Raw genomic sequence first — 17,076 nt, 5'->3', positions numbered from 1 at the left:
GGGAAAAGCCTCCGGCGGCCAAAGGGCTTTCGCCCTCTGGACTCCCGTAACGGGCAAGGCACGGATAGCGGCTGGTTGGGCGTGTCCCCCGAGGCTTCGGGCCGCCAAACCCGGCTGCCGGACGCGCGCGCCCGAACAAAAACCGGTTAGGCTCCCGAAGCCGGCAGCGTGAAGCGCCAGGCGCAGGCGCAATCCTCCCGGGTGACCTCGGGCGGGCAACTGACGCAGTCCACCCGGATGGCCGGATCGATGCCGGCGGCGAAGGCGTTAAATTCCACCGTGCCGCCGGAAACGCACGGATAGGGCGGCAGGCCCTGGCGAGCCCGCGAGGACTGCACCCGGCAGCGCACCATGCGCAGCACGAAGCCCTGCGGCCCGTCCTCGACGATGTCCCAGGCGTTGACCCGGCCGGCCAGCCGCATCCCAAGCGCCGCCCGCAGCACCGCCAGCCCGTCAGCCCCGGGCCGTTCCAGGGCCTGTCTGGCCCAGACCGCCTCCAGGCGCCCCAGGCGCGACCAGCAGGTGTCGTTGACCCGCTTGGCGTCGTGCATGCCCCGGGCGTCCTCGACCTCCCGGAACCAGACCCCGTCGGCGGCCAGCCAGGAAACGGCCAGGGCGCCCAGCAAGCCTTCCAGGCGCTCCCGGCCGAGGCCGGCCAGAACGGTCGGCACGTCGGCGGCAAGCCCCAAGGCCCGTTCGATGCGCCGGGTCAGCAGCGGCAGATAGGCCGCCCCCACCTTGGCCTCCATGGCCACGGCCGCCTCGGGGCCGAACTGGTGGGCGGCCTCGGCCAGCCACAGCCCGTAGTGCACGGCGATCTGGCGTACGGCCGTAACCACCTGGCCGGCCAGGACGGTTTCGGACGCAACCGGTTGCGGCCCGGCCGACTGGTCGGCGGCGGCGCCCTCCTGGACGGTTTGCGGACGCGATGCGTCTTTCATGCGGACATCCTTTCGCGGTCAGGCGCCGCGCAACCAGTGCAGCACGGCCAGGCAGGCGGCGGCGTAGACCCCGGCCAGCACGTCGTCGATCATCACGCCCCAGCCATCGGGCAGCCAGCGTTCCGAAGCGCGCACGGGCGGCGGCTTGAGGATGTCGAAAGCCCGGAACAGGAAAAACCCGGCCGCCAGTTCCAAGGGGGGCAGCGCGGCAAAGGGCAGGTAGGTGATCCACTGGCCGACCAGTTCGTCTATGACGACGTGGCCCGGGTCCTTGCGGCCAAGCAGCTTCTCGGTGCGCGTGGCCGTCACGCCGCCGACGTAAAAAAGCGCCGCCAAAACGACCAGGCGGCCGAAAAAGGGCAGCGGCAGGAATAGGGCCGGCGCGGCCAGGGCGGCGGCGGCCGAGCCCCAGGTTCCCGAAGCGTAGCGGATCCTGCCGATGGGGCCCAGGCCCGAAACGAGCAGGGACAGGCGGTCGCCCGTGGTCATCATCGAAGCCTCCGAAGGGGGATGGGTTGGCGCGGGCGAGGCTACACCGGGGGGCACGGCGGGGCAAGGGCCACACCCTTGAGTTCGGCCGCGAAGTGTGGGAAAAGGCGGCAAGCCCAAGGGGGCGATTCCCCACCGAAAGGACGGTCTCGATGCTCAGCCTGCGCTACGCCATGGTGCTCTTCGTCGCCTATTTCCTCGCCTTCGGCCTCTACTACCGATTCTATTTCCGGCCTCGCCTCTATTTGCTGCTGCTGGCCGACCACGCCTACATGGACCACTATGTCGACAGATTGCCGCACATGCGTGACCGCCCCGACGAGCGCCTGGGCATGATCGAGTTCATGCTGGCCAAACGCAAACAGTTTGTCCGGGGCATGCGCAATTTCGTTTTCGCCGCAACCGCCGCCTACGCGGTCCTGCTCATTCTCGGCGCCACGGCCTAGGGCCGCACCCCCGGAGAGGATCAAGGCTTTTTCGAGGGCAAAACCGCCGAATGCCTTTTTTTCTTAAGCAATACCATCGTATTTTTAAGAGACACAACACGCATGGTGCGGGTTCGCTGCAACCGAAACAGCGTTGGCGCCTGATCCCACCGGCAACGGCCTGATCGCCTTTGGCGCCGCAACCTGGCCGCCAAAGCCCTACCCGGGTGGTGACCGCCACCGCCCGCCCTCCCCGTCCACGACAAGGCAAGGAGTGTTCGCCTTGAACAATTTGTCCATCAGCCAAAAACTCTTCCTCCTGTGTGCCATTTCCATCGTTTCCGCCGCGGTCATCTTCGGCGTGGGCGCCTATTCCTCCTGGCAGCTGGCCGATGCCGGCGCGGCCGAGGCCAAGCGGGTGATGCTTGCCGGCGAAAAGGCCAAGATCAAGACAGCCACGGACAGCCTGGCCATGACCCTGGCCCAAGCGCTGGCCGGCCTTTCCGACGACCAAGCCCGGATGGCTTTCCTGCGCCAGGCCATCAAGGACGCGTTTTTCGAGGAGGACCGCTCGGGCTATTACTTCGTCTATACCGGCACCACCAACGTGGCCCATCCGGTCAACCCCAGCCTGCCAGGCAAAGACCTCGGCGAGCTCAAGGGCGCCGATGGTGTCTCTTCAGTCCGCGAACTGGCCAAGGCGGCGGCCGGCGGCGGCGGGTTCGTCACCTTCACCTGGGCCAAGCCCGGCAAGGGCGAGATGCCCAAGCTCGGCTATGCCGCCATGATCCCCGGCACGCCCTACTGGATCGGCACGGGCGTGTACGTGGACAACGTGGACGAGGCGGCGGCGGATATCACCGCGCGCATGCGGGCGCTGGGCGACCGCATGAACCTCATCGACGGCGCGGTGTTCGCGGTCATGTTCCTGCTGGTGCTTTTGCCGCTTGGCCTGCTGCTGTCGCGGGGCATTGTCCGGCCCATCCGCGAAACCACCGAGGCGGCCCGGCGAATCGCCGCCGGCGACCTCGACGTGCACTTGCACGCCCAGGGCGACAACGAGACGGGACGGCTCCAGCGGGCCCTGGAGGACATGGCCGGGGCGCTCAAGGGCAACCTCGAGGCCCTGGCCGCCAAAGAGGCCGAAGCCATGCGCGAGGCGGCCCGCTCGGCCCAGGCGGCCGCTGCGGCCCGGGAAGCGGCCGACCGCGCCGCGGCGGCCAACGCCACCCTGCGCGAGGCCGTCTCGGGCCTGACCAGCGTGGCCGGCCAGGTGGGCGCGGCCACCCGCGACCTGACCAGCCTCGGCCAGGACATCCACCAGGGTGCCCGGCAGCAGCAGGAAAGCCTGGAAGCGACCGTGGACGCCATGGCGCAGATGCGCGACGCCGTGGCCGAGGTGGCCCAAAACGCCGCCGACGCCTCCCAGGCCACGGGCCAGACCCGGGAAACGGCCATCAATGGCGAAGCCATCGTCAAGGAAACGGTGGGGGCCATGGGCCGGCTCAAGGCCATGGCCGAGTCGCTCAAAACCGACATGGGCCAGCTCGGCGTCCGTTCCGAGGGCATCGGCGCGGTCATCCAGGTCATCTCGGACATCGCCGACCAGACCAACCTGCTGGCGCTCAACGCCGCCATCGAGGCCGCCCGGGCCGGCGAGGCCGGGCGCGGTTTCGCCGTGGTGGCCGACGAGGTCCGCAAGCTGGCCGAAAAAACCATGGCCGCCACGGGCGAGGTCGGCGACAATATCAAGACCATCCAATCCCTGACCCGGGAGAACACCGAGGCCATGGACAGGACCATGGACGCCGTGGACGCCACGGCCGCCCTGGCCGGGCAGTCCGGCGACATGCTGCGCCGCATCCTCGGCGCGGCCGACGCCTCGGCCGCCCAGGTCCGGGCCATCGCCGCCGCCGCCGAGCAGCAGGCCGCCTCGGCCCGGGCCATCATGGACAGCATGGACCAGGTCAGCGGCATCGCCCGGGACAACGCCGACCGGGCCGAGGACGCCTCCCAGCACTTCCGCAACCTGCACGACCAGACCGGCGCCCTTTCGGGGCTCATCGACCGGCTCGGCACCATCGACGGCTAGTGGCGCGCCCCGGACCGGATTTCACTTGCCAGGCCGTAGCCGATGGCGGTAAACGGAAAGCAATGCCTTGGAAGGTCCGGGGCAGACTGGCCGTCACCGCAGCGGAGGGTAGCTTCCGTTAATTCTTCTTCCCATACCGGGCGATTGAGCGCCCCCTCGATTCGCCCGAGCGCGTAAACGATCCGACACGACCTGACGGATACGGCCGGTCACCCGGCAAGACGCGACCACGGCGAATCTTTTTTGTCCCGGACCCGCGCCACGTTCATTTATCTCTGCCCGCGCCTGCCTCTTTAATTCCATGCCCGAGCCAATCTCCATGATCCCTGGCCGCCGGCCCTCACCCCAATAAAAAACGGCCGCCGGGTTGCCCCGACGGCCGTTTGCGACCCAAGGTCGTGAAAACTGACTAGTAGGTGGCGCGGAACTCGTCGCGGCGGTTCTTGGCGTAGGCGGCCTCGCCCGTGCCCGGATCCAGGGGGCGTTCCTTGCCGTAGCTGACCGTGGACAGGCGGTCGGCGCCGATGCCCAGGTTGGTCAGGTACTGGGCCGAGGCCTGCGCCCGGCGTTCGCCAAGGGCCAGGTTGTATTCGGCCGTGCCGCGCTGGTCACAGTTGCCTTCCACGATCACCTTGATCTGGGGGTACTGGCGCATGATCTCGGCCTTGCGGGTCAGGATCTGCCGGGCCTCGGGAGTCAGGTTGGAGCTGTCGAAAGCGAAGTGGACCATCTGGGCCAACTCGTTGGCCGCCTGCCCCATCTTCTCGCGCAGAGCCCGTTCCTGTTCCAGGCGCTGCCGCTCCTGTTCCTCCCAGCTCGTGCCGGAACCGTCGCCGGGGCCGCCGGCTTTCTTGGCGCAGCCGAATCCCGTCAGGGACAGCAGCAGCACCAGCATCGACAAAACCAGAATCCTCGAACGCATCATTTTCTTCCTCCTCACATTGCCCGCCCGGGCTTTACGAATCCAGGGGCCCTGCCCCTGGCCTGTTCTCGACGACGCTGGCGAAGCGCCAACCGGAACCGGCCCCCGTTTACGCCTCTTGCAATAAAATGCAACAGGGAATTGCGGGACGTTTCCGCAGGCTTTGCCTCCAATGGAACTCCCCGACTCCATGGACGCCGTCCGGACTCCTTGACCGTTTCTCTATTACACGATCGTCATGCGCCGTTGCTACTGTGGCAGGGGCCCCCAGCAAGGCATCTGCGCCGCTCCGTCCCCGGTGGGGATCATGACCGGCTGGGCGCCGTGACGCGTGGTCACATAGATCTTCTTCTGGCCGCTGCGCGTGGAGGAGAAGGCGATGAAGTAGCCGTCGGGCGAAAACGACGGGTTCTCGTCGGACCCGCCACCCGAGGTCACCTGTGTCTCCTGGCCCGTGGACAGGTCGTGGACAAAGACCTTCTGGGCGCCGCCGAGCTGCTTGGTAAAGGCCACGAGCTTGCCGTCGGGGCTCATGCTCGGGTTGGTGTTGTAGCCCGAGGAAGTCAGCCGCCGGGGCGAGCCGCCGGAGACGTCCTTGATATAGATGTTGGGGCTGCCGGTCTCGTCGGAGACGAAGGCCATCAGCCGGCCCGAGGCGTCGAAGGTCGGCGAGACGTCGATGCCGGGGCTGGTGGCGATGGCCCGGCCGGGCTGGTAGTTGGCGCCAAGGACATAGATGTCGGCCTTGCCGTGCAGGGCCAGGCTCACGGCGATCTGGCCGTCGGGCAGGAAGCGCGGGCTGACCACATTGGTGCTCGGCAGGGTGTAGACCTGCGGCTTGCCGCCGCCGGACCACACGCCCAGGTAGTGGGAGCGCGAGCCGATGAGCGTAAAGGCGATGCGCCGGCCGTCAAAGGACCAGGAGGGGCTCACGGCCATGCCGAGCTCGTTGTAGCTGGTCACCCGGGTAAGCCCCCGGCCGGTGGGCCGCACGGTCCAGATGTCCGTGCCCTTGCCGCCGCTCGGCTTGACGAAGGCGATCTGGGAATTGAAAAAGCCGCCCTGGCCGGTGAGCGCCAGCATCAGTTCCATGCAGAACCGGTCGGCGATGTCCGGCAATTGGGCGTCGGTGACGCCGTCGTAGCCTTTGCCCACCAGGACTTTCTGGGTGTAGACCTCGTAGGCGCGCAGTTCCACGCTGCCGAGGTTGGGGCCGGGCTTCCAGTTGGCGGTCACGAGCACGTCGATCTTGCCCATGGAAAAGGGCTTGAAATCGATCTGGTCGGCCGTGGCGCCCCCCACTTGGCCGGGGATGCTCGAAGGCGGGACGAGCTGCAAGAAAGGCAGGAACTGCAAGTCCTTGTTGATGAGGTCCTGGAGCTTGTCGGCCGGGGTGAGCTGGCCGCCGCCAGCGAAGGGCCGGGCCATGACCAGGTTCATCTTGGCCTGGCCCGGGCCTTGGATGTCCACGGCCAGGGAGGTCTGTTGCTGCGCCAAGGCCTGGCCGGCCGCCAGGCAAAGCACCAGGGCCAACAGCCCGAAAATTCCGAAAATCCGCATGTTCGCGCGCATGGTCATGGTCCGAATCCTAAAAGGCTCGTTGCTCGTTACTGGTTTTCGCCCCGTCCGGCGGGGCCGCCCTGCATCTGCCTATAGCCCGATCGCCCCGCCGGGGCAATTCCCGGCCGCGTTTTCCATGGGCCGCAGCCGTTTTTTCCGCTGCCGCAACCTTCCCGGCCTAAGGGTGCGCCCCGGGCGCAGGCCCCTTCGTTTCCAAGGCCCGTCCATCCGACCGGCCGGCCGCGCCCAGGCCGCCCTGCCCGGTGCCTGCGGCCGGCGCGCCACCTGGCCGACCCTCGATGAAAAGCCTGTCCCATTTCGCGGCCACACCGCCTGCAAAATCCTGCTCCCCCAAAGACGCCCGCCGTTGCCAAGGGACCTGGTTAGCGGCCGAGTTCCTGGGAACTGAAGCGCAGTTGCAGGACGTTGAGCCCGGCCGGCGGCGCTGGCAGGCTGTCGGTCTCGGCCACGGACTTGACGGTGGAGGCGTCGAAATTGGGCTGGCCCGAGGACTGGACCAGGCGGTAGTTCTGGATGCGCCCGTCCTTGTCGATGTGGACCTCGACCACGGCCACAAGGGGCTGCTTGGCCCCGCTTTGCGGGAAGCGCCAGTTCTTTTTGACCTCGCGGTTGACGATCTGGGCGTAGACCCCCATGGTCACGCCGCCGCCACCGCCGCCGCCCGTGCCGCCGGGCGTGCCGCCACCGCCGCCGCCACCGGCCAGGCGCCGGGCATCGGCCAGGGCCTTGGCCAGGGGATCGCCGCCGGCCTCGCCCTTGGCGGTGCCGGACCCCGAACCGGAGCCCGAACCCGAGCCGGCCTTGGCCTTGGCATCCTTGAGGGCCTGGGCCAGGGTGCTCTTGTCCGAGGCTTCCTTGGCCGCGGCCGCCGCCTTGGCCGCCTCGGCGGCCTTTTTGGCATCCTCGGCCTTCTTGGCTTCGGCGGCTTTCTTGGCGTCTTCGGCCTTCTTGGCCTCCTCGGCCTTTTTCTTGGCGTCCTCGGCTTTTTTCGCCTCTTCAGCCTTCTTTTTGTCTTCGGCCTTCTTGGCCTCCTCGACCTTCTTGGCTTCCTCGAGCTTTTTGGCCTCTTCGATCTTCTTCTTGGCGTCCTCGGCCTTTTTCGTGGCCTCTTCGAGTTTTTTGAAATCCGGCTTGGGCTCGGGCTTGGCCTGTTCCGTGGGAATGGGTGTGGCTTTGGGCTCGGGTTTGGGTTCCGGCTTGGGCTCGGGCTTTTTGGGCTCGGGGCGGCTGGGTTCGGGCTCGGGGGCGCGGGGGATGGCGGCCACGGGCTCGGGGGCGGCCGGCTTGGCCGGGGTGGGCGGCGCCTGGGCCGGTTCGGGCAGTTCGGCCTCGGCCGGGCCGCCCGCGTCGCCGCCGGCCGGCTCGGGGGGGCCGGGTTCGGGCCGGTCGCCCGGCCCCTTGGGACCCGGCGGCAGGCCGGCCTCGCCGGGCGGCAGCCCGGGCGCGCCCAGGGAAACCAGGTCCACTTCGTAGACCGGCACGTTGAGCTGGAACTTGACCGGCTCGAGATTGACGAAGACGAGACTGGCCAGCACCACGGTCAGGTGCAGGAAGATGGAAAATATCCAGCCGAGAACGCGCATGGGGCACTCGTTGCGGGGGACAGACGGTCCCCCGCTCCTATTTCTTTTTGGCGGCGGGCCCGGCCGGTGCCGTCTTTTCTTCCTCGGCCACGACGCCGAGCTTGTCCACGCCGGCCGCCTTGACCAGGCCCATGACCCGCACCACCGTGCCGTAGGGCACGGCCTGGTCGGCCCGCAGGAACAGCTGTTTTTTCTGGTTGGTCACCAGCTGGTGCACCTGCCCTTCGAGATCGCCCAATTCCACCTGGTATTTGTCGAGGAAAAGCGCACCGTCGGCCTTGATCGTCAGCACCAACGCGTCGCTTTCCTTGGGCAGCACGCTCACCGAGCGGGTCTGGGGCAAGTCCACCTGCAGGCCCTGGGTCATCATGGGCGCCGTGACCATGAAAATGATCAACAGCACCAGCATCACGTCCACGAAGGGCGTGACGTTGATGTCCGACATCACGCGGCCGCGGCCGCCGACCTGGGCGCCCATGGCCTAGAACCTCTCGGCGGCGGCCCGGCGGCGCGCCGCGTCGGGCGCCGCCTCGCGGGCCTCGCGCGGGGTCCAGGTCACCTCGCGCTGGATGCGGTTTAAAAACGCGCCGGCGAAATTGACCAGTTCGCTTTCGATGGTGGTCACGTAGCCGAGGAAGAAGTTGTAGGCGATGACCGCCGGGATGGCCACGGCCAGGCCAATGGCCGTGGCGACCAGGGCCTCGGAGATGCCCGGGGCCACGGCGGCCAGGGCGGCGGACTGCATGAGGCCAATGGAGTGGAAGGAGTTCATGATGCCCCAGACCGTGCCGAAAAGGCCGATAAAGGGCGTGGCGTTGGCGCTGGTGGCCAGAAAGGACAGCGAACTCGACAGCTTGGACAGCTCCTGGGACACGGCCTGGCGCAACACCCGGCGGATGTTGTCCATGGCGATGTGGCCCTTTTCCGCCGGGTCGAGGTCGGCCTGCTCCATGCGCACGAGCTCCTCGAAGGCCATGCGGCCGACGTGAAAGGCCGGCGACTGGCGCGACTGGCCCAGGGCGTGCATGGCGGCGCGCAAGGAGTCGGCTTCCTGGAAGCGGGTGTAATCCCTGGCCGTGTCACGCTTGGCCGCGGTCAGGGTGAACAGCTTGACGAAAATGATGCTCCAGCAACCGAGGGACATAAACGCCAGGATACACAAGACGAATATGACCGTCGGCGTGGCATTGGCCATCATGGCCCATAAACCGCCATGCGGCGTGAGCGCGTCCATTGCAACCCACCTGTGGGAAATGTTAAGAGGTTAGGCTAGCGCGAGGTCGGCCAAGGCCGGCAGGGCGATCTCCGCCGGGGCGGCGATCGTGACGTCGGACAGGCCCTTGTAGGCGCTTTCCCCGAGATTGATTTCCACCACAGCCCCGCCCCTGGCCTTGACCTCCCGAGGCAGAAGGTTGGCCGGGGCGACCTCCCCCGATGTCCCGGCCACGATGATCAAATCCGCGGCCAAGGCCAATTGACCGCTTTTTGTGAGGGCGTCAAGAGCAATGGCCTCGCCGAAAAACACGATGTCGGGACGTACCACCCCGCCGCAGTCTTCGCAAAGCCAGGGAATGTCCCGCCGCGTCAGGGCAAGCGCCCGGGCCGGATCATGGTCCCGGCCGCAGCCGTTGCAGAAATAGCGGCCAAGCCCGCCGTGGAATTCCACCACGTTTTGCGAGCCCGCCGCCTGATGCAGGCCGTCGATGTTTTGCGTCACCACCCCGGCCAGCCGGCCCGCGGCCTCGAGCCGGGCCAGGGCCAGATGGGCCGGGTTGGGCCGGGCCGGGCCGACGACCGCAATGGCGTCGAGCAGGAATTCCCAGGCCCGCCGGGGCGAACGGGCCAAGGCCCGGGACGAGGCGACCTCCATCGGGTCGTAGCGGTCCCACAACCCGCCGGGGCTGCGGAAATCCGGAATGCCGCTGGCCACGGAAACGCCGGCCCCGGTCAGGGCCACGGCTTTTTTCGCCCCCGACAGGAGCCGGGCCGCCCGTTGCAAGGCCTCCTTCACGCCCGAGCCTCCCCCGGCTTTCGCCGGGCCGGAAAAACAGGCTGTTTTTTCCCCGGCCCTGGCGTATACAACCTATCGCCCATCGTGTGTTCCCATCCGATGCAGGAGGTCAATGCCCATGAGACGTTCCCTTTGCACCCTGGCCGTTCTGGCGCTCCTGGCCCTGCCCGTGGCGAGCCTGGCCGCCGAACCGCTTCACCTGGCCCAGGCCCCACCGCCAGGCCAGCCCGTGCCGCCGGGCCAGCCCATGCCGTCGGGTCAGCCCATGCAGCAGGGCCAGCCCATGCAGCCGGGGCAACCCATGCAGCCGGGCCAAAAACCGCCGAAACCCGCCCCGAACCAGCCCATGCCCAAGGGGCCGGCCCCGATGCCCGCGCCGTCCGTGGTCCAACCCGGCGCGCCGGTGATGGCGCCGCCGGGCTCGGTGGTGGTGCCGCCGGCCGCCGTGACGCCGCGCCCCGGACGTTCCGACCGGGCGCGGGCCAATGCCATCGCCCGCTGCAACCAGCGCCAGGCCGTGTGCAGCAACAACTGCAATGCCCGTACCTATGGCCAGTCCCGCAACATGTGTTACAACGCCTGCAACGCCCAGTTCGTCAATTGCACGACCCGGGCCAACTCCCGTTAGGGCTGCCCCGCAACCCGCTTAGGACACTGTCATGACGCGACGTTTTTCGTGCCTTGCCTTGCTTGTGGCCGTCCTGGCCGCCCTGCCCGGGCCGGCCGTGGCCCAGCCGATCTGCCCGCCCGGCTATTTCTGGTCGGCCGGGGCCTGCCGCCCCCTGCCGCCGCCACCGCCGCCGCGACCGGCCTATCCGCCGCCCGTGGTCGTGGCGCCGCCCTACGACCCCAACCTCAAGCAGGTGGCCCGGCGCTTCGTCACCTTGCGCACCTGCCCCGGCGACGGCTGTCCGCCGGTGACCACCCTGTCGCGGGGCACGCCCGTGCGTGTCCAGGCCTACGAGGGGCCTTTCGTGCTGGTGCGCGTGCCCGGCTCGCCCCTGGAGGGCTGGGTCCCGCTGCGCCAGCTCACGCCGTAGTCCGGCAGGAGCGTTTGCCCGTCCAGGCGGCCCGCACGAGCCCGCGGGCCGCCGGCTTGTCCGCCTCGCCGGGCAGGGCCGGCCGGCTGGCGGCGAAATCGGCGTCCCGGGCATCGAGGATGGCAAAAAGCGCCCGCAGTTCCCCGTCGGCATGGAGCATGCGGACATTGGCCCGGAAATGGCGCACCAGGTCCTCGCCCATGGCCCCGAGCCCGGCCCGGCGGTCGCGGCGGTACAGGCGCACCTCCCGGGCCGTCCCGTCGGCCAGGTCGTAGGCCACGGCATAGAGCCCGGGCACGGCCTCGAAGACGGCGATGCCGGCGAAACGCCGCGGCAGGGGCACCTCGCGGGCCATGACCAGGCGTTCCTCGCGTACCGCCCCCCGGCGCACCGTCAGTCGCCGGGGAGCAAACCCCTGGCGCTTGAGGAAAATGTCGTGGTAGACCAGCAGCCGATCGTAGAGGCGCTGGCGCAGCAGGTAGGCGGCCACGAGCCCGGCCAGCAGCAGCCCCCCGGGGATGGACAGCCACAAGGGCACGGCCGCGACCTTGGCGGCCAGGGCGTTGACCCAGCCGGCCACCACGGCCGCCAGTTCCACGGCCTTGCGCCCGGCGGCGGCCGCCGCCTCCAGGCAGAAATCGGCGGCCTTGCCCAAAAACGACCACAAGGCGGCTTCCAGATGGCTGACAAGGTCGTCCATACCTGCGAATCTCCCGGAAACGGTCCGCGCGCCGTCACTGCCCTTGCACGCCGACTCTCCTTGGGCTACACCCAGCGCGCCCACCTGGCAACAATCCTCTCGTCCGGCGGCACGCGCCGGCGCAACACACCCCCATGACAACAACCATCCGTTCCGTCACCTGGAACCTGCTGCTGCTCACCTTCGGCGCGGCCGTCTACAGCGGCGGCGTCAACACCATCGTCCTGGGCCAGGGGCTCATGTCCGGCGGCGTCTCGGGCGTGGCCCTGCTTTGCTACTACCTCACGGGCCTTTTCGGGCCGGGCCTGCTCTATTTTCTGTGCAACGTGCCGCTTATGATCCTCGGCTGGCGCAGCCTGTCGCGGCGGTTCATCCTCTACACCCTGTTCGGCATGGGCATGGTCAGCCTTTGCATGCAGTACCTGCCCCAGCGCACGCTCATCCCCGATCCGCTCCTGGCCGCCATCTTCGGCGGGGCGGTCATGGGCGCGGGCTCGGGCATCATGCTGCGCTCCCTGGGCTCGGCCGGAGGCACGGACATCCTGGCCATCTGGCTCAACCAGAAATACGACCTGCGCATCGGCCAGTTAAACTTCTTCTTCAACCTGGCCGTATTCGCCGCCGGTCTGGCCTTTTACGCGCCGACCCTGGTTTTGTACTCCGTCATTCTGTCCTATACCAACGCCAAAGTGATGGACTATTTTCTGTCGCTTTTCAACCAAAGAAAGATGGTTTTCATCATTTCCGACAAGGCCGACGTCATCGCCCACGACATCATCCACAGCCTCAAACGCGGGGCGACTTTCCTGCATGGCGCAGGCGCTTACACCGGAAAATCAAAACGGGTGATACTCACCATCACCAACACCGTGCAGATCAAACGTCTGGAAGAACTGGTCTTCGACCACGATCCCACCGCCTTTTTCGTGGTGGAAAACACCTTCAACGTCCTCGGCGAAGGCTTTGCCCGGCGCAAGGTCTACTGAGCGCCGCCCCGGGCCGCTTGCGCCAAGGCCACCAGCCGGCCAACGGCCGCGTTTTCCCGCCCCGCCGGCACGGCCGCGGCCAGTTCCACCGGCGGCAACCCCGGTGCAAGCGCCCGGAACACCACGCCCGTCCGCTTCCAGACCCGCACCGATGCCGGCAAAAACGCCAGCCCCACGCCGGCTGCCACCAGTGACAGCATGGTGAATTTCGAGGCCGCCTCCTGGACGACGACCGGCTGCGCCCCGGCCCGCTCCAAGGCCGCCTCGACCGCCCGGCGCAAACCGGTGGCCTGGCCGCGCGGCGGCACAAGCAGCGGCAGCCCGTCCAGCGCGGCCAGTTCCACCCGGCGCAGAGCGGCCAGGGCATGCCCCGCCGGCAAGGCCAGGATGTAGGGCTCGCGCGAAACCACCGTCAGCACCGCGCCGGGCACGTCGCGGCCCACATGGCGCACAAAGCCCACATCCAGCCGGCCGGCGGCCAGGGCCTCGCACTGCTCCCGGGTGCCCATCTCCCGCAGGACCAGCTCCACCTCCGGGGCATTTTGCCGAAATGCCGCCAATGCTGCGGCCAAAAACGCGTCCATGGCCGGATTGACGAACCCCACCGTCACCAGGCCGGCCAGTCCCGAGGCGACCAGCCTGGCTACCTGGGCGGCCCGCGAAGCCGCGTCGAGGGCCGCCCTGGCCTCGCGCCCAAAGGCCTCCCCGGCCGGCGTCAGGGCCACGTTGCGGCTGGTGCGCGCAAAAAGCTTCGCCCCGACCTCCGCCTCCAAGGCCTTGATCCGCTGGCTCAGCGGCGGCTGGGCCAGCCCCAGCCGGGCCGCCGCCCGGCCGAAATGCAACTCCTCGGCCACGGCCACGAAACACTGGCAATCCCGCAATTCCATGAATCAATATTTTTCACATATCAATGATGTTGTAAATTTGTATTTCACCTATCGATCAGACACCTCTATCTTGGCCAAAACCCCATGGGGAGGCGATCATGACCCGCAAAACCCTTGCCGGCTTACTGGCCATCCTGGCCCTGGCCCTGACCGCAACCGCCCCACTCGCGGAGGACACCATGAACGACCGTTTCACACGCGGCTGGCGGGCGCTTAGCGCCCTGGCCCCGGAAAAGGCCCAGGCCGTCCAGGACGGCCTGGCCGACATCGCCCCGGACATGGGGCGCTTCGTCGTGGAATTCGGCTACGGCGACGTCTTCACACGGCCCGGGCTCGACGCGGCCTCGCGGCAAATCGCCACCATCGCCGCCCTGACGGCGCTGGGCAACGCCGCGCCGCAACTGCGCTTCCACATCGAAGCCGGCCTGGCCGCCGGGCTTTCCCCCCAGCAGGTCATCGACGTCATCTACGTGACCACGGTCTTCGCCGGCTTCCCGGCCGGGCTCAACGCCATCACCGCCGCCCGGGAGGTGTTCGCGGAAAAACGCCCGGACTTCACCCCAACCCCCGCCCCCGCCCCGGCCGACCGGCACGCCGTGGGCCTGGCCGCCCTGGCCACCACCAGCCAGAACGCCGGCCAGGCCGTCCTCGACGCCCTGGCCGACATCGCCCCGGACATGGCCGGCTTCATCCTGGACTTCTCCTACGGCGACGTCATCGCCCGCACCGTCCTCACGCCGGCCCAGAAGGAAATCGCCATGATCGCGGCGGCAACCGCCCGAGGCACCATGGCGCCGCAGCTCAAGGTCCACGCCAAGGCCGCCCTGGCCGTTGGCATGACGCGCCAAGCAGTGGTCGAAGTCGTCATCCAGATGGCCGTGTACGCGGGCTTCCCGGCGGCCTTGAACGGGTTGACGGCGCTTCGGGAAGCGTTCGCGGAGGTTTCGGCAAAGGGATGAGGGATGAAGGATGAAGGCGGTAGGAATGCCTCCGGCGGCCAGGAGGGGATGATCCCCTCCTGGACCTCCCCGACGGGGCGAGTGGTGACGTGGTCGAGAACGTCGGGCAGCGGGGCGTCGGTCGTGGTGGTCGCGGCGAAGCGCCGCATGTAAAGAATAAAATCCCTTCGCTTACGCCAGGGTCTTCTCCTTGGCGAAGCGCGCAGTTTGGAATCAAAACCTTCGAATGCCTTCAAGAGGCTTTCAAAGCAAAAAATTCCACCCCCCTCGGCCCGCAGGGCCGACGGCTGGGCGAGGCCGGAATTGCGCCTTTCGAGCCGGGAGCGCAGCGACGGCATCGAAAGGCGCAATTCCGGCCTCGCATCTTCGCGCCGCACACGTCCACCGTACCGGTGACCGCAGCCCTTCCCGCCGGCCACAGCCGACCGGGGGGCTCGGGGGGCGTGACGCCCCCCGATGGGTCCAGGGCAACGCCCTGGTGGGGTTCGGGGCAAAGCCCCGATGGGGTCCGGGGCGAAGCCCCGATAGGGCCTGGGGCAACGCCCCTCCCGCACGCGCCGCTAACGCCGCGTACGCAGCCAGTGGACGAGGCCGAAGCAGGCGGTGAGCATCATATCGCCGCCGGGGCTGGGGAAATCGACATCGAAGCCGGCGAGCATGGCCCGTTTGGGTCCGATGACGCAGGTATGGGGGAAGATGCCGGCCCCCTGGGGCAGCGGCAGGGTGAGGCAGCCGTGGCCGCCCTTGTCGAAGACTTCGGCGTTGGTCAGTGCGCCGCGCCGGAAGCGTTCCAGGTCGCTCCAGACTTCCTCGGCCGGCAGCATGCCGGTGTGGTGTTCGTAGATGCCGTGGATGCGCTGGCGGTAGACGAGGGCGGCGACGGTATGGCTGTTGCCGATATTGACGAGCATGACGCCGGTTTCGGCGCTTTTGGCCTTGACGGCCGGGTCGGTGAGCAGCCCTAGCACGGCGGCGGCGGCGGAATCGGCCACGGGGCCGCCGCCGATGGACCGCTGGAGGGTGGCCAGGCGGGTGAGTTCGACGGGCGGCGTTTCGTAGACCAGGGCTTCGGGGCGGCCGTCGGCCTGGCGCAGGAAGCGTTCCCAGAGTTTGAAGCGGCCTTCCCGGCTGCTTTTGCCGGGGTGCAGGCCGTGGTCCTGGGCGCAGGCCAGGACCAATTCGGGCTGGGGCAGGCCGGCGGCGGCGAGGAAGGCCTGCCAGAAGCCGGGTTCGTAATCGGCCAGGGGCAGGGGCACGTAGCCGGGGGGGCGTTGGTCGGTGACGGTGACGCCGGTGGTTTCCCGCAGGCGTTGCGGGTCGTCGGTCAGGGCCCAGACGGCCTCGGGGTGGGCGGCCAGGGCCAGGCCGGCCTTGAGGTGGGCGCGGAAGGCCTTGAAAAAGCCGCCGCCCATGTTGCAGCCGCACAGGTAGACGGGCTTGCCGGCCCCGGTCAGGGCGGCCAGCCGGGCACCGACCTGCCGGGCCGGGGCGGGCAGCACGAATTTGGGGCAGTTTTCCGGTTCGAGGTCGGGGTTGTGGTAATAGACGTCCTGGGTACCGGACCCGATGTCCAGGCACAGCGCGCGTTCGGGCATCGACGCCTCCTTGTTTTGGCTGGCGCCGGCTATTACGCGCAAACGGGGCGCGGCTCAAGGCTGGTCGGTTGGTTACAAAAATGACTCAATGCGTGATGGTGGAGGGAAAAAATTGCACACAGGGGCGGGGGAAGCCGGGCATGAAAAAGCCGCGGCGCCGTGGGGGAGCGACGCGGCCGGTTACCGACATAAACGAGGAAAATCGGCTCCTAATGGAAGAGCAGGCCTTTGTAGATGAAGCGTTCGTAGACGGAGCACACGCGCCGGGCACTGCCGCTGGCCAGACCGATATCCAACAACCGGCAGTACATATGCACGGGATTGAGCCGGTGTTGCAGGTAGTTGCGCAGTCGCTTCATAATGCCACCTCGGACGGGGGGGAGCCCCCTGACGCTTTATCATAAGCAAGAAGCGTTCCTTTTTGAGAGTCTCCTCCCTCCGGACGGGGAGGCCTTCACGGGTCTTATCGGCCGCCTGTGCCCCAGGCTTAGCCGAAAAGCCGGCAGCGCATAAAAAAACCCGCGCCGGCTGCCCGGCGCGGGTTCGTCCCTGGAGGGACGGTCAACTTCAGGATTTGCTGATGGCTTCGGCCGGGCAAGCGTCGATGGCTTCGTCCACGCAATCCGCGTCGATGTCGGCGTCTTTCACGATGGCTTTGTCGCCGTCGCCGTTCATCTCGAACGCGTCAGGACAGGTTTCCACACACGCTTCGCAACCCATGCACGCATCGTCGTCAATAGCAATGGCCATGTCCGGTCCTCCTGCAAGGTTTGGCCCGACGCCACCATGCCCTGCCTCCCTTGCGGAAGGTTCCCGAGCAGCGCCTGGCTAAATTTGAAAGCCTATGTTACCAGGATGTTTCCAC

At 67.9% G+C, this 17,076-nt stretch carries 19 protein-coding genes; 6 read left to right on the top strand and 13 right to left on the bottom strand.

Features of this window, described 5'->3' with window-relative positions; all coding sequences use genetic code 11:
* Nucleotides 1-146: 146 nt before the first annotated feature.
* A complete protein-coding gene (locus ACP59X_RS06590; protein WP_428566642.1) occupies nucleotides 147-941 on the bottom strand; it encodes a DUF6125 family protein in 795 nt (264 codons plus the stop codon).
* Between the two features lie 18 nt (nucleotides 942-959).
* The gene (locus ACP59X_RS06585; protein WP_428569813.1) at nucleotides 960-1,430 is read right to left on the bottom strand and encodes a phosphatidylglycerophosphatase A family protein; all 471 of its coding nucleotides are present in this window, start codon (nucleotides 1,428-1,430) and stop codon (nucleotides 960-962) included.
* 152 nt (nucleotides 1,431-1,582) lie between these two features.
* Between ACP59X_RS06585 and ACP59X_RS06580 the strand changes: the two genes are divergently transcribed.
* Together ACP59X_RS06580 and ACP59X_RS06575 are read left to right on the top strand one after the other, a co-directional pair.
* Nucleotides 1,583-1,876, top strand: a complete 294-nt coding sequence (locus tag ACP59X_RS06580) for a hypothetical protein (protein ID WP_428566639.1) — start codon at nucleotides 1,583-1,585, stop codon at nucleotides 1,874-1,876.
* Between the two features lie 253 nt (nucleotides 1,877-2,129).
* Nucleotides 2,130-3,947 carry a methyl-accepting chemotaxis protein gene (locus ACP59X_RS06575; RefSeq protein WP_428566636.1) on the top strand — a complete coding sequence of 606 codons (1,818 nt, stop codon included), beginning with the start codon at nucleotides 2,130-2,132 and terminating at the stop codon, nucleotides 3,945-3,947.
* A 409-nt stretch (nucleotides 3,948-4,356) separates the two neighbouring features.
* Here the strand turns inward: ACP59X_RS06575 and pal are convergent, their stop codons facing one another.
* The 6 genes from pal to ACP59X_RS06545 form a co-directional block, all read right to left on the bottom strand.
* A complete protein-coding gene (gene pal, locus ACP59X_RS06570) occupies nucleotides 4,357-4,872 on the bottom strand; it encodes a peptidoglycan-associated lipoprotein Pal (protein WP_428566632.1) in 516 nt (171 codons plus the stop codon).
* A gap of 246 nt (nucleotides 4,873-5,118) precedes the next feature.
* Nucleotides 5,119-6,447, bottom strand: coding sequence for a translocation protein TolB (locus tag ACP59X_RS06565; RefSeq protein ID WP_428566629.1), 1,329 nt, complete (start codon nucleotides 6,445-6,447; stop codon nucleotides 5,119-5,121).
* 365 nt (nucleotides 6,448-6,812) lie between these two features.
* Nucleotides 6,813-8,033, bottom strand: coding sequence for a cell envelope integrity protein TolA (tolA, locus tag ACP59X_RS06560; RefSeq protein ID WP_428566626.1), 1,221 nt, complete (start codon nucleotides 8,031-8,033; stop codon nucleotides 6,813-6,815).
* Between the two features lie 37 nt (nucleotides 8,034-8,070).
* Nucleotides 8,071-8,511, bottom strand: coding sequence for a protein TolR (tolR, locus tag ACP59X_RS06555; protein ID WP_428566623.1), 441 nt, complete (start codon nucleotides 8,509-8,511; stop codon nucleotides 8,071-8,073).
* A 3-nt stretch (nucleotides 8,512-8,514) separates the two neighbouring features.
* Entirely contained in the window at nucleotides 8,515-9,267 is a 753-nt protein-coding gene (locus tag ACP59X_RS06550; RefSeq protein ID WP_428566619.1) for a MotA/TolQ/ExbB proton channel family protein, read from the bottom strand.
* Between the two features lie 30 nt (nucleotides 9,268-9,297).
* Nucleotides 9,298-10,044 (bottom strand): SIR2 family NAD-dependent protein deacylase, encoded by a 747-nt coding sequence (locus ACP59X_RS06545; protein WP_428566616.1) that lies wholly within the window; start codon nucleotides 10,042-10,044, stop codon nucleotides 9,298-9,300.
* A 118-nt stretch (nucleotides 10,045-10,162) separates the two neighbouring features.
* Between ACP59X_RS06545 and ACP59X_RS06540 the strand changes: the two genes are divergently transcribed.
* Complete coding sequence (locus ACP59X_RS06540; RefSeq protein ID WP_428566613.1) at nucleotides 10,163-10,672, top strand: hypothetical protein; 510 nt, start codon at nucleotides 10,163-10,165, stop codon at nucleotides 10,670-10,672.
* Between the two features lie 31 nt (nucleotides 10,673-10,703).
* Nucleotides 10,704-11,084 carry an SH3 domain-containing protein gene (locus ACP59X_RS06535; protein ID WP_428566610.1) on the top strand — a complete coding sequence of 127 codons (381 nt, stop codon included), beginning with the start codon at nucleotides 10,704-10,706 and terminating at the stop codon, nucleotides 11,082-11,084.
* Here ACP59X_RS06535 and ACP59X_RS06530 read toward each other — a convergent pair.
* The gene (locus ACP59X_RS06530) at nucleotides 11,074-11,784 is read right to left on the bottom strand and encodes a hypothetical protein (protein ID WP_428566607.1); all 711 of its coding nucleotides are present in this window, start codon (nucleotides 11,782-11,784) and stop codon (nucleotides 11,074-11,076) included. The two genes, ACP59X_RS06535 and ACP59X_RS06530, sit on opposite strands and share 11 nt — an antisense overlap.
* A 134-nt stretch (nucleotides 11,785-11,918) precedes the next feature.
* On the opposite strand from ACP59X_RS06530, the gene ACP59X_RS06525 reads away from it, so the two are divergent.
* A complete protein-coding gene (locus ACP59X_RS06525; protein ID WP_428566604.1) occupies nucleotides 11,919-12,770 on the top strand; it encodes a YitT family protein in 852 nt (283 codons plus the stop codon).
* Here the strand turns inward: ACP59X_RS06525 and ACP59X_RS06520 are convergent.
* Nucleotides 12,764-13,657, bottom strand: a complete 894-nt coding sequence (locus ACP59X_RS06520; protein WP_428566600.1) for a LysR family transcriptional regulator — start codon at nucleotides 13,655-13,657, stop codon at nucleotides 12,764-12,766. The two genes, ACP59X_RS06525 and ACP59X_RS06520, sit on opposite strands and share 7 nt — an antisense overlap.
* A 98-nt stretch (nucleotides 13,658-13,755) precedes the next feature.
* Here ACP59X_RS06520 and ACP59X_RS06515 point away from each other — a divergent pair, with 98 nt between their 5' ends.
* The gene (locus ACP59X_RS06515) at nucleotides 13,756-14,616 is read left to right on the top strand and encodes a carboxymuconolactone decarboxylase family protein (protein WP_428566597.1); all 861 of its coding nucleotides are present in this window, start codon (nucleotides 13,756-13,758) and stop codon (nucleotides 14,614-14,616) included.
* Nucleotides 14,617-15,176: 560 nt separating this feature from the next.
* Here ACP59X_RS06515 and ACP59X_RS06510 read toward each other — a convergent pair.
* The 3 genes from ACP59X_RS06510 to ACP59X_RS06500 form a co-directional block, all read right to left on the bottom strand.
* Nucleotides 15,177-16,211 (bottom strand): DUF1786 domain-containing protein, encoded by a 1,035-nt coding sequence (locus ACP59X_RS06510; RefSeq protein ID WP_428566594.1) that lies wholly within the window; start codon nucleotides 16,209-16,211, stop codon nucleotides 15,177-15,179.
* Nucleotides 16,212-16,420: 209 nt separating this feature from the next.
* Nucleotides 16,421-16,570, bottom strand: coding sequence for a hypothetical protein (locus ACP59X_RS06505; RefSeq protein WP_428566589.1), 150 nt, complete (start codon nucleotides 16,568-16,570; stop codon nucleotides 16,421-16,423).
* A 208-nt stretch (nucleotides 16,571-16,778) separates the two neighbouring features.
* Nucleotides 16,779-16,961: a ferredoxin gene (locus ACP59X_RS06500; RefSeq protein WP_323429329.1), complete on the bottom strand. Its 183-nt coding sequence runs from the start codon at nucleotides 16,959-16,961 to the stop codon at nucleotides 16,779-16,781.
* Between the last annotated feature and the right edge of the window lie 115 nt (nucleotides 16,962-17,076).

Origin of the sequence: Solidesulfovibrio sp. DCME (genome assembly GCF_049995385.1) — a bacterium.
Lineage (GTDB): Bacteria > Desulfobacterota > Desulfovibrionia > Desulfovibrionales > Desulfovibrionaceae > Solidesulfovibrio.
The sequence above is the reverse complement of the archived record's forward strand: the minus strand, read 5'-3'. Positions and strand labels throughout refer to the sequence as shown.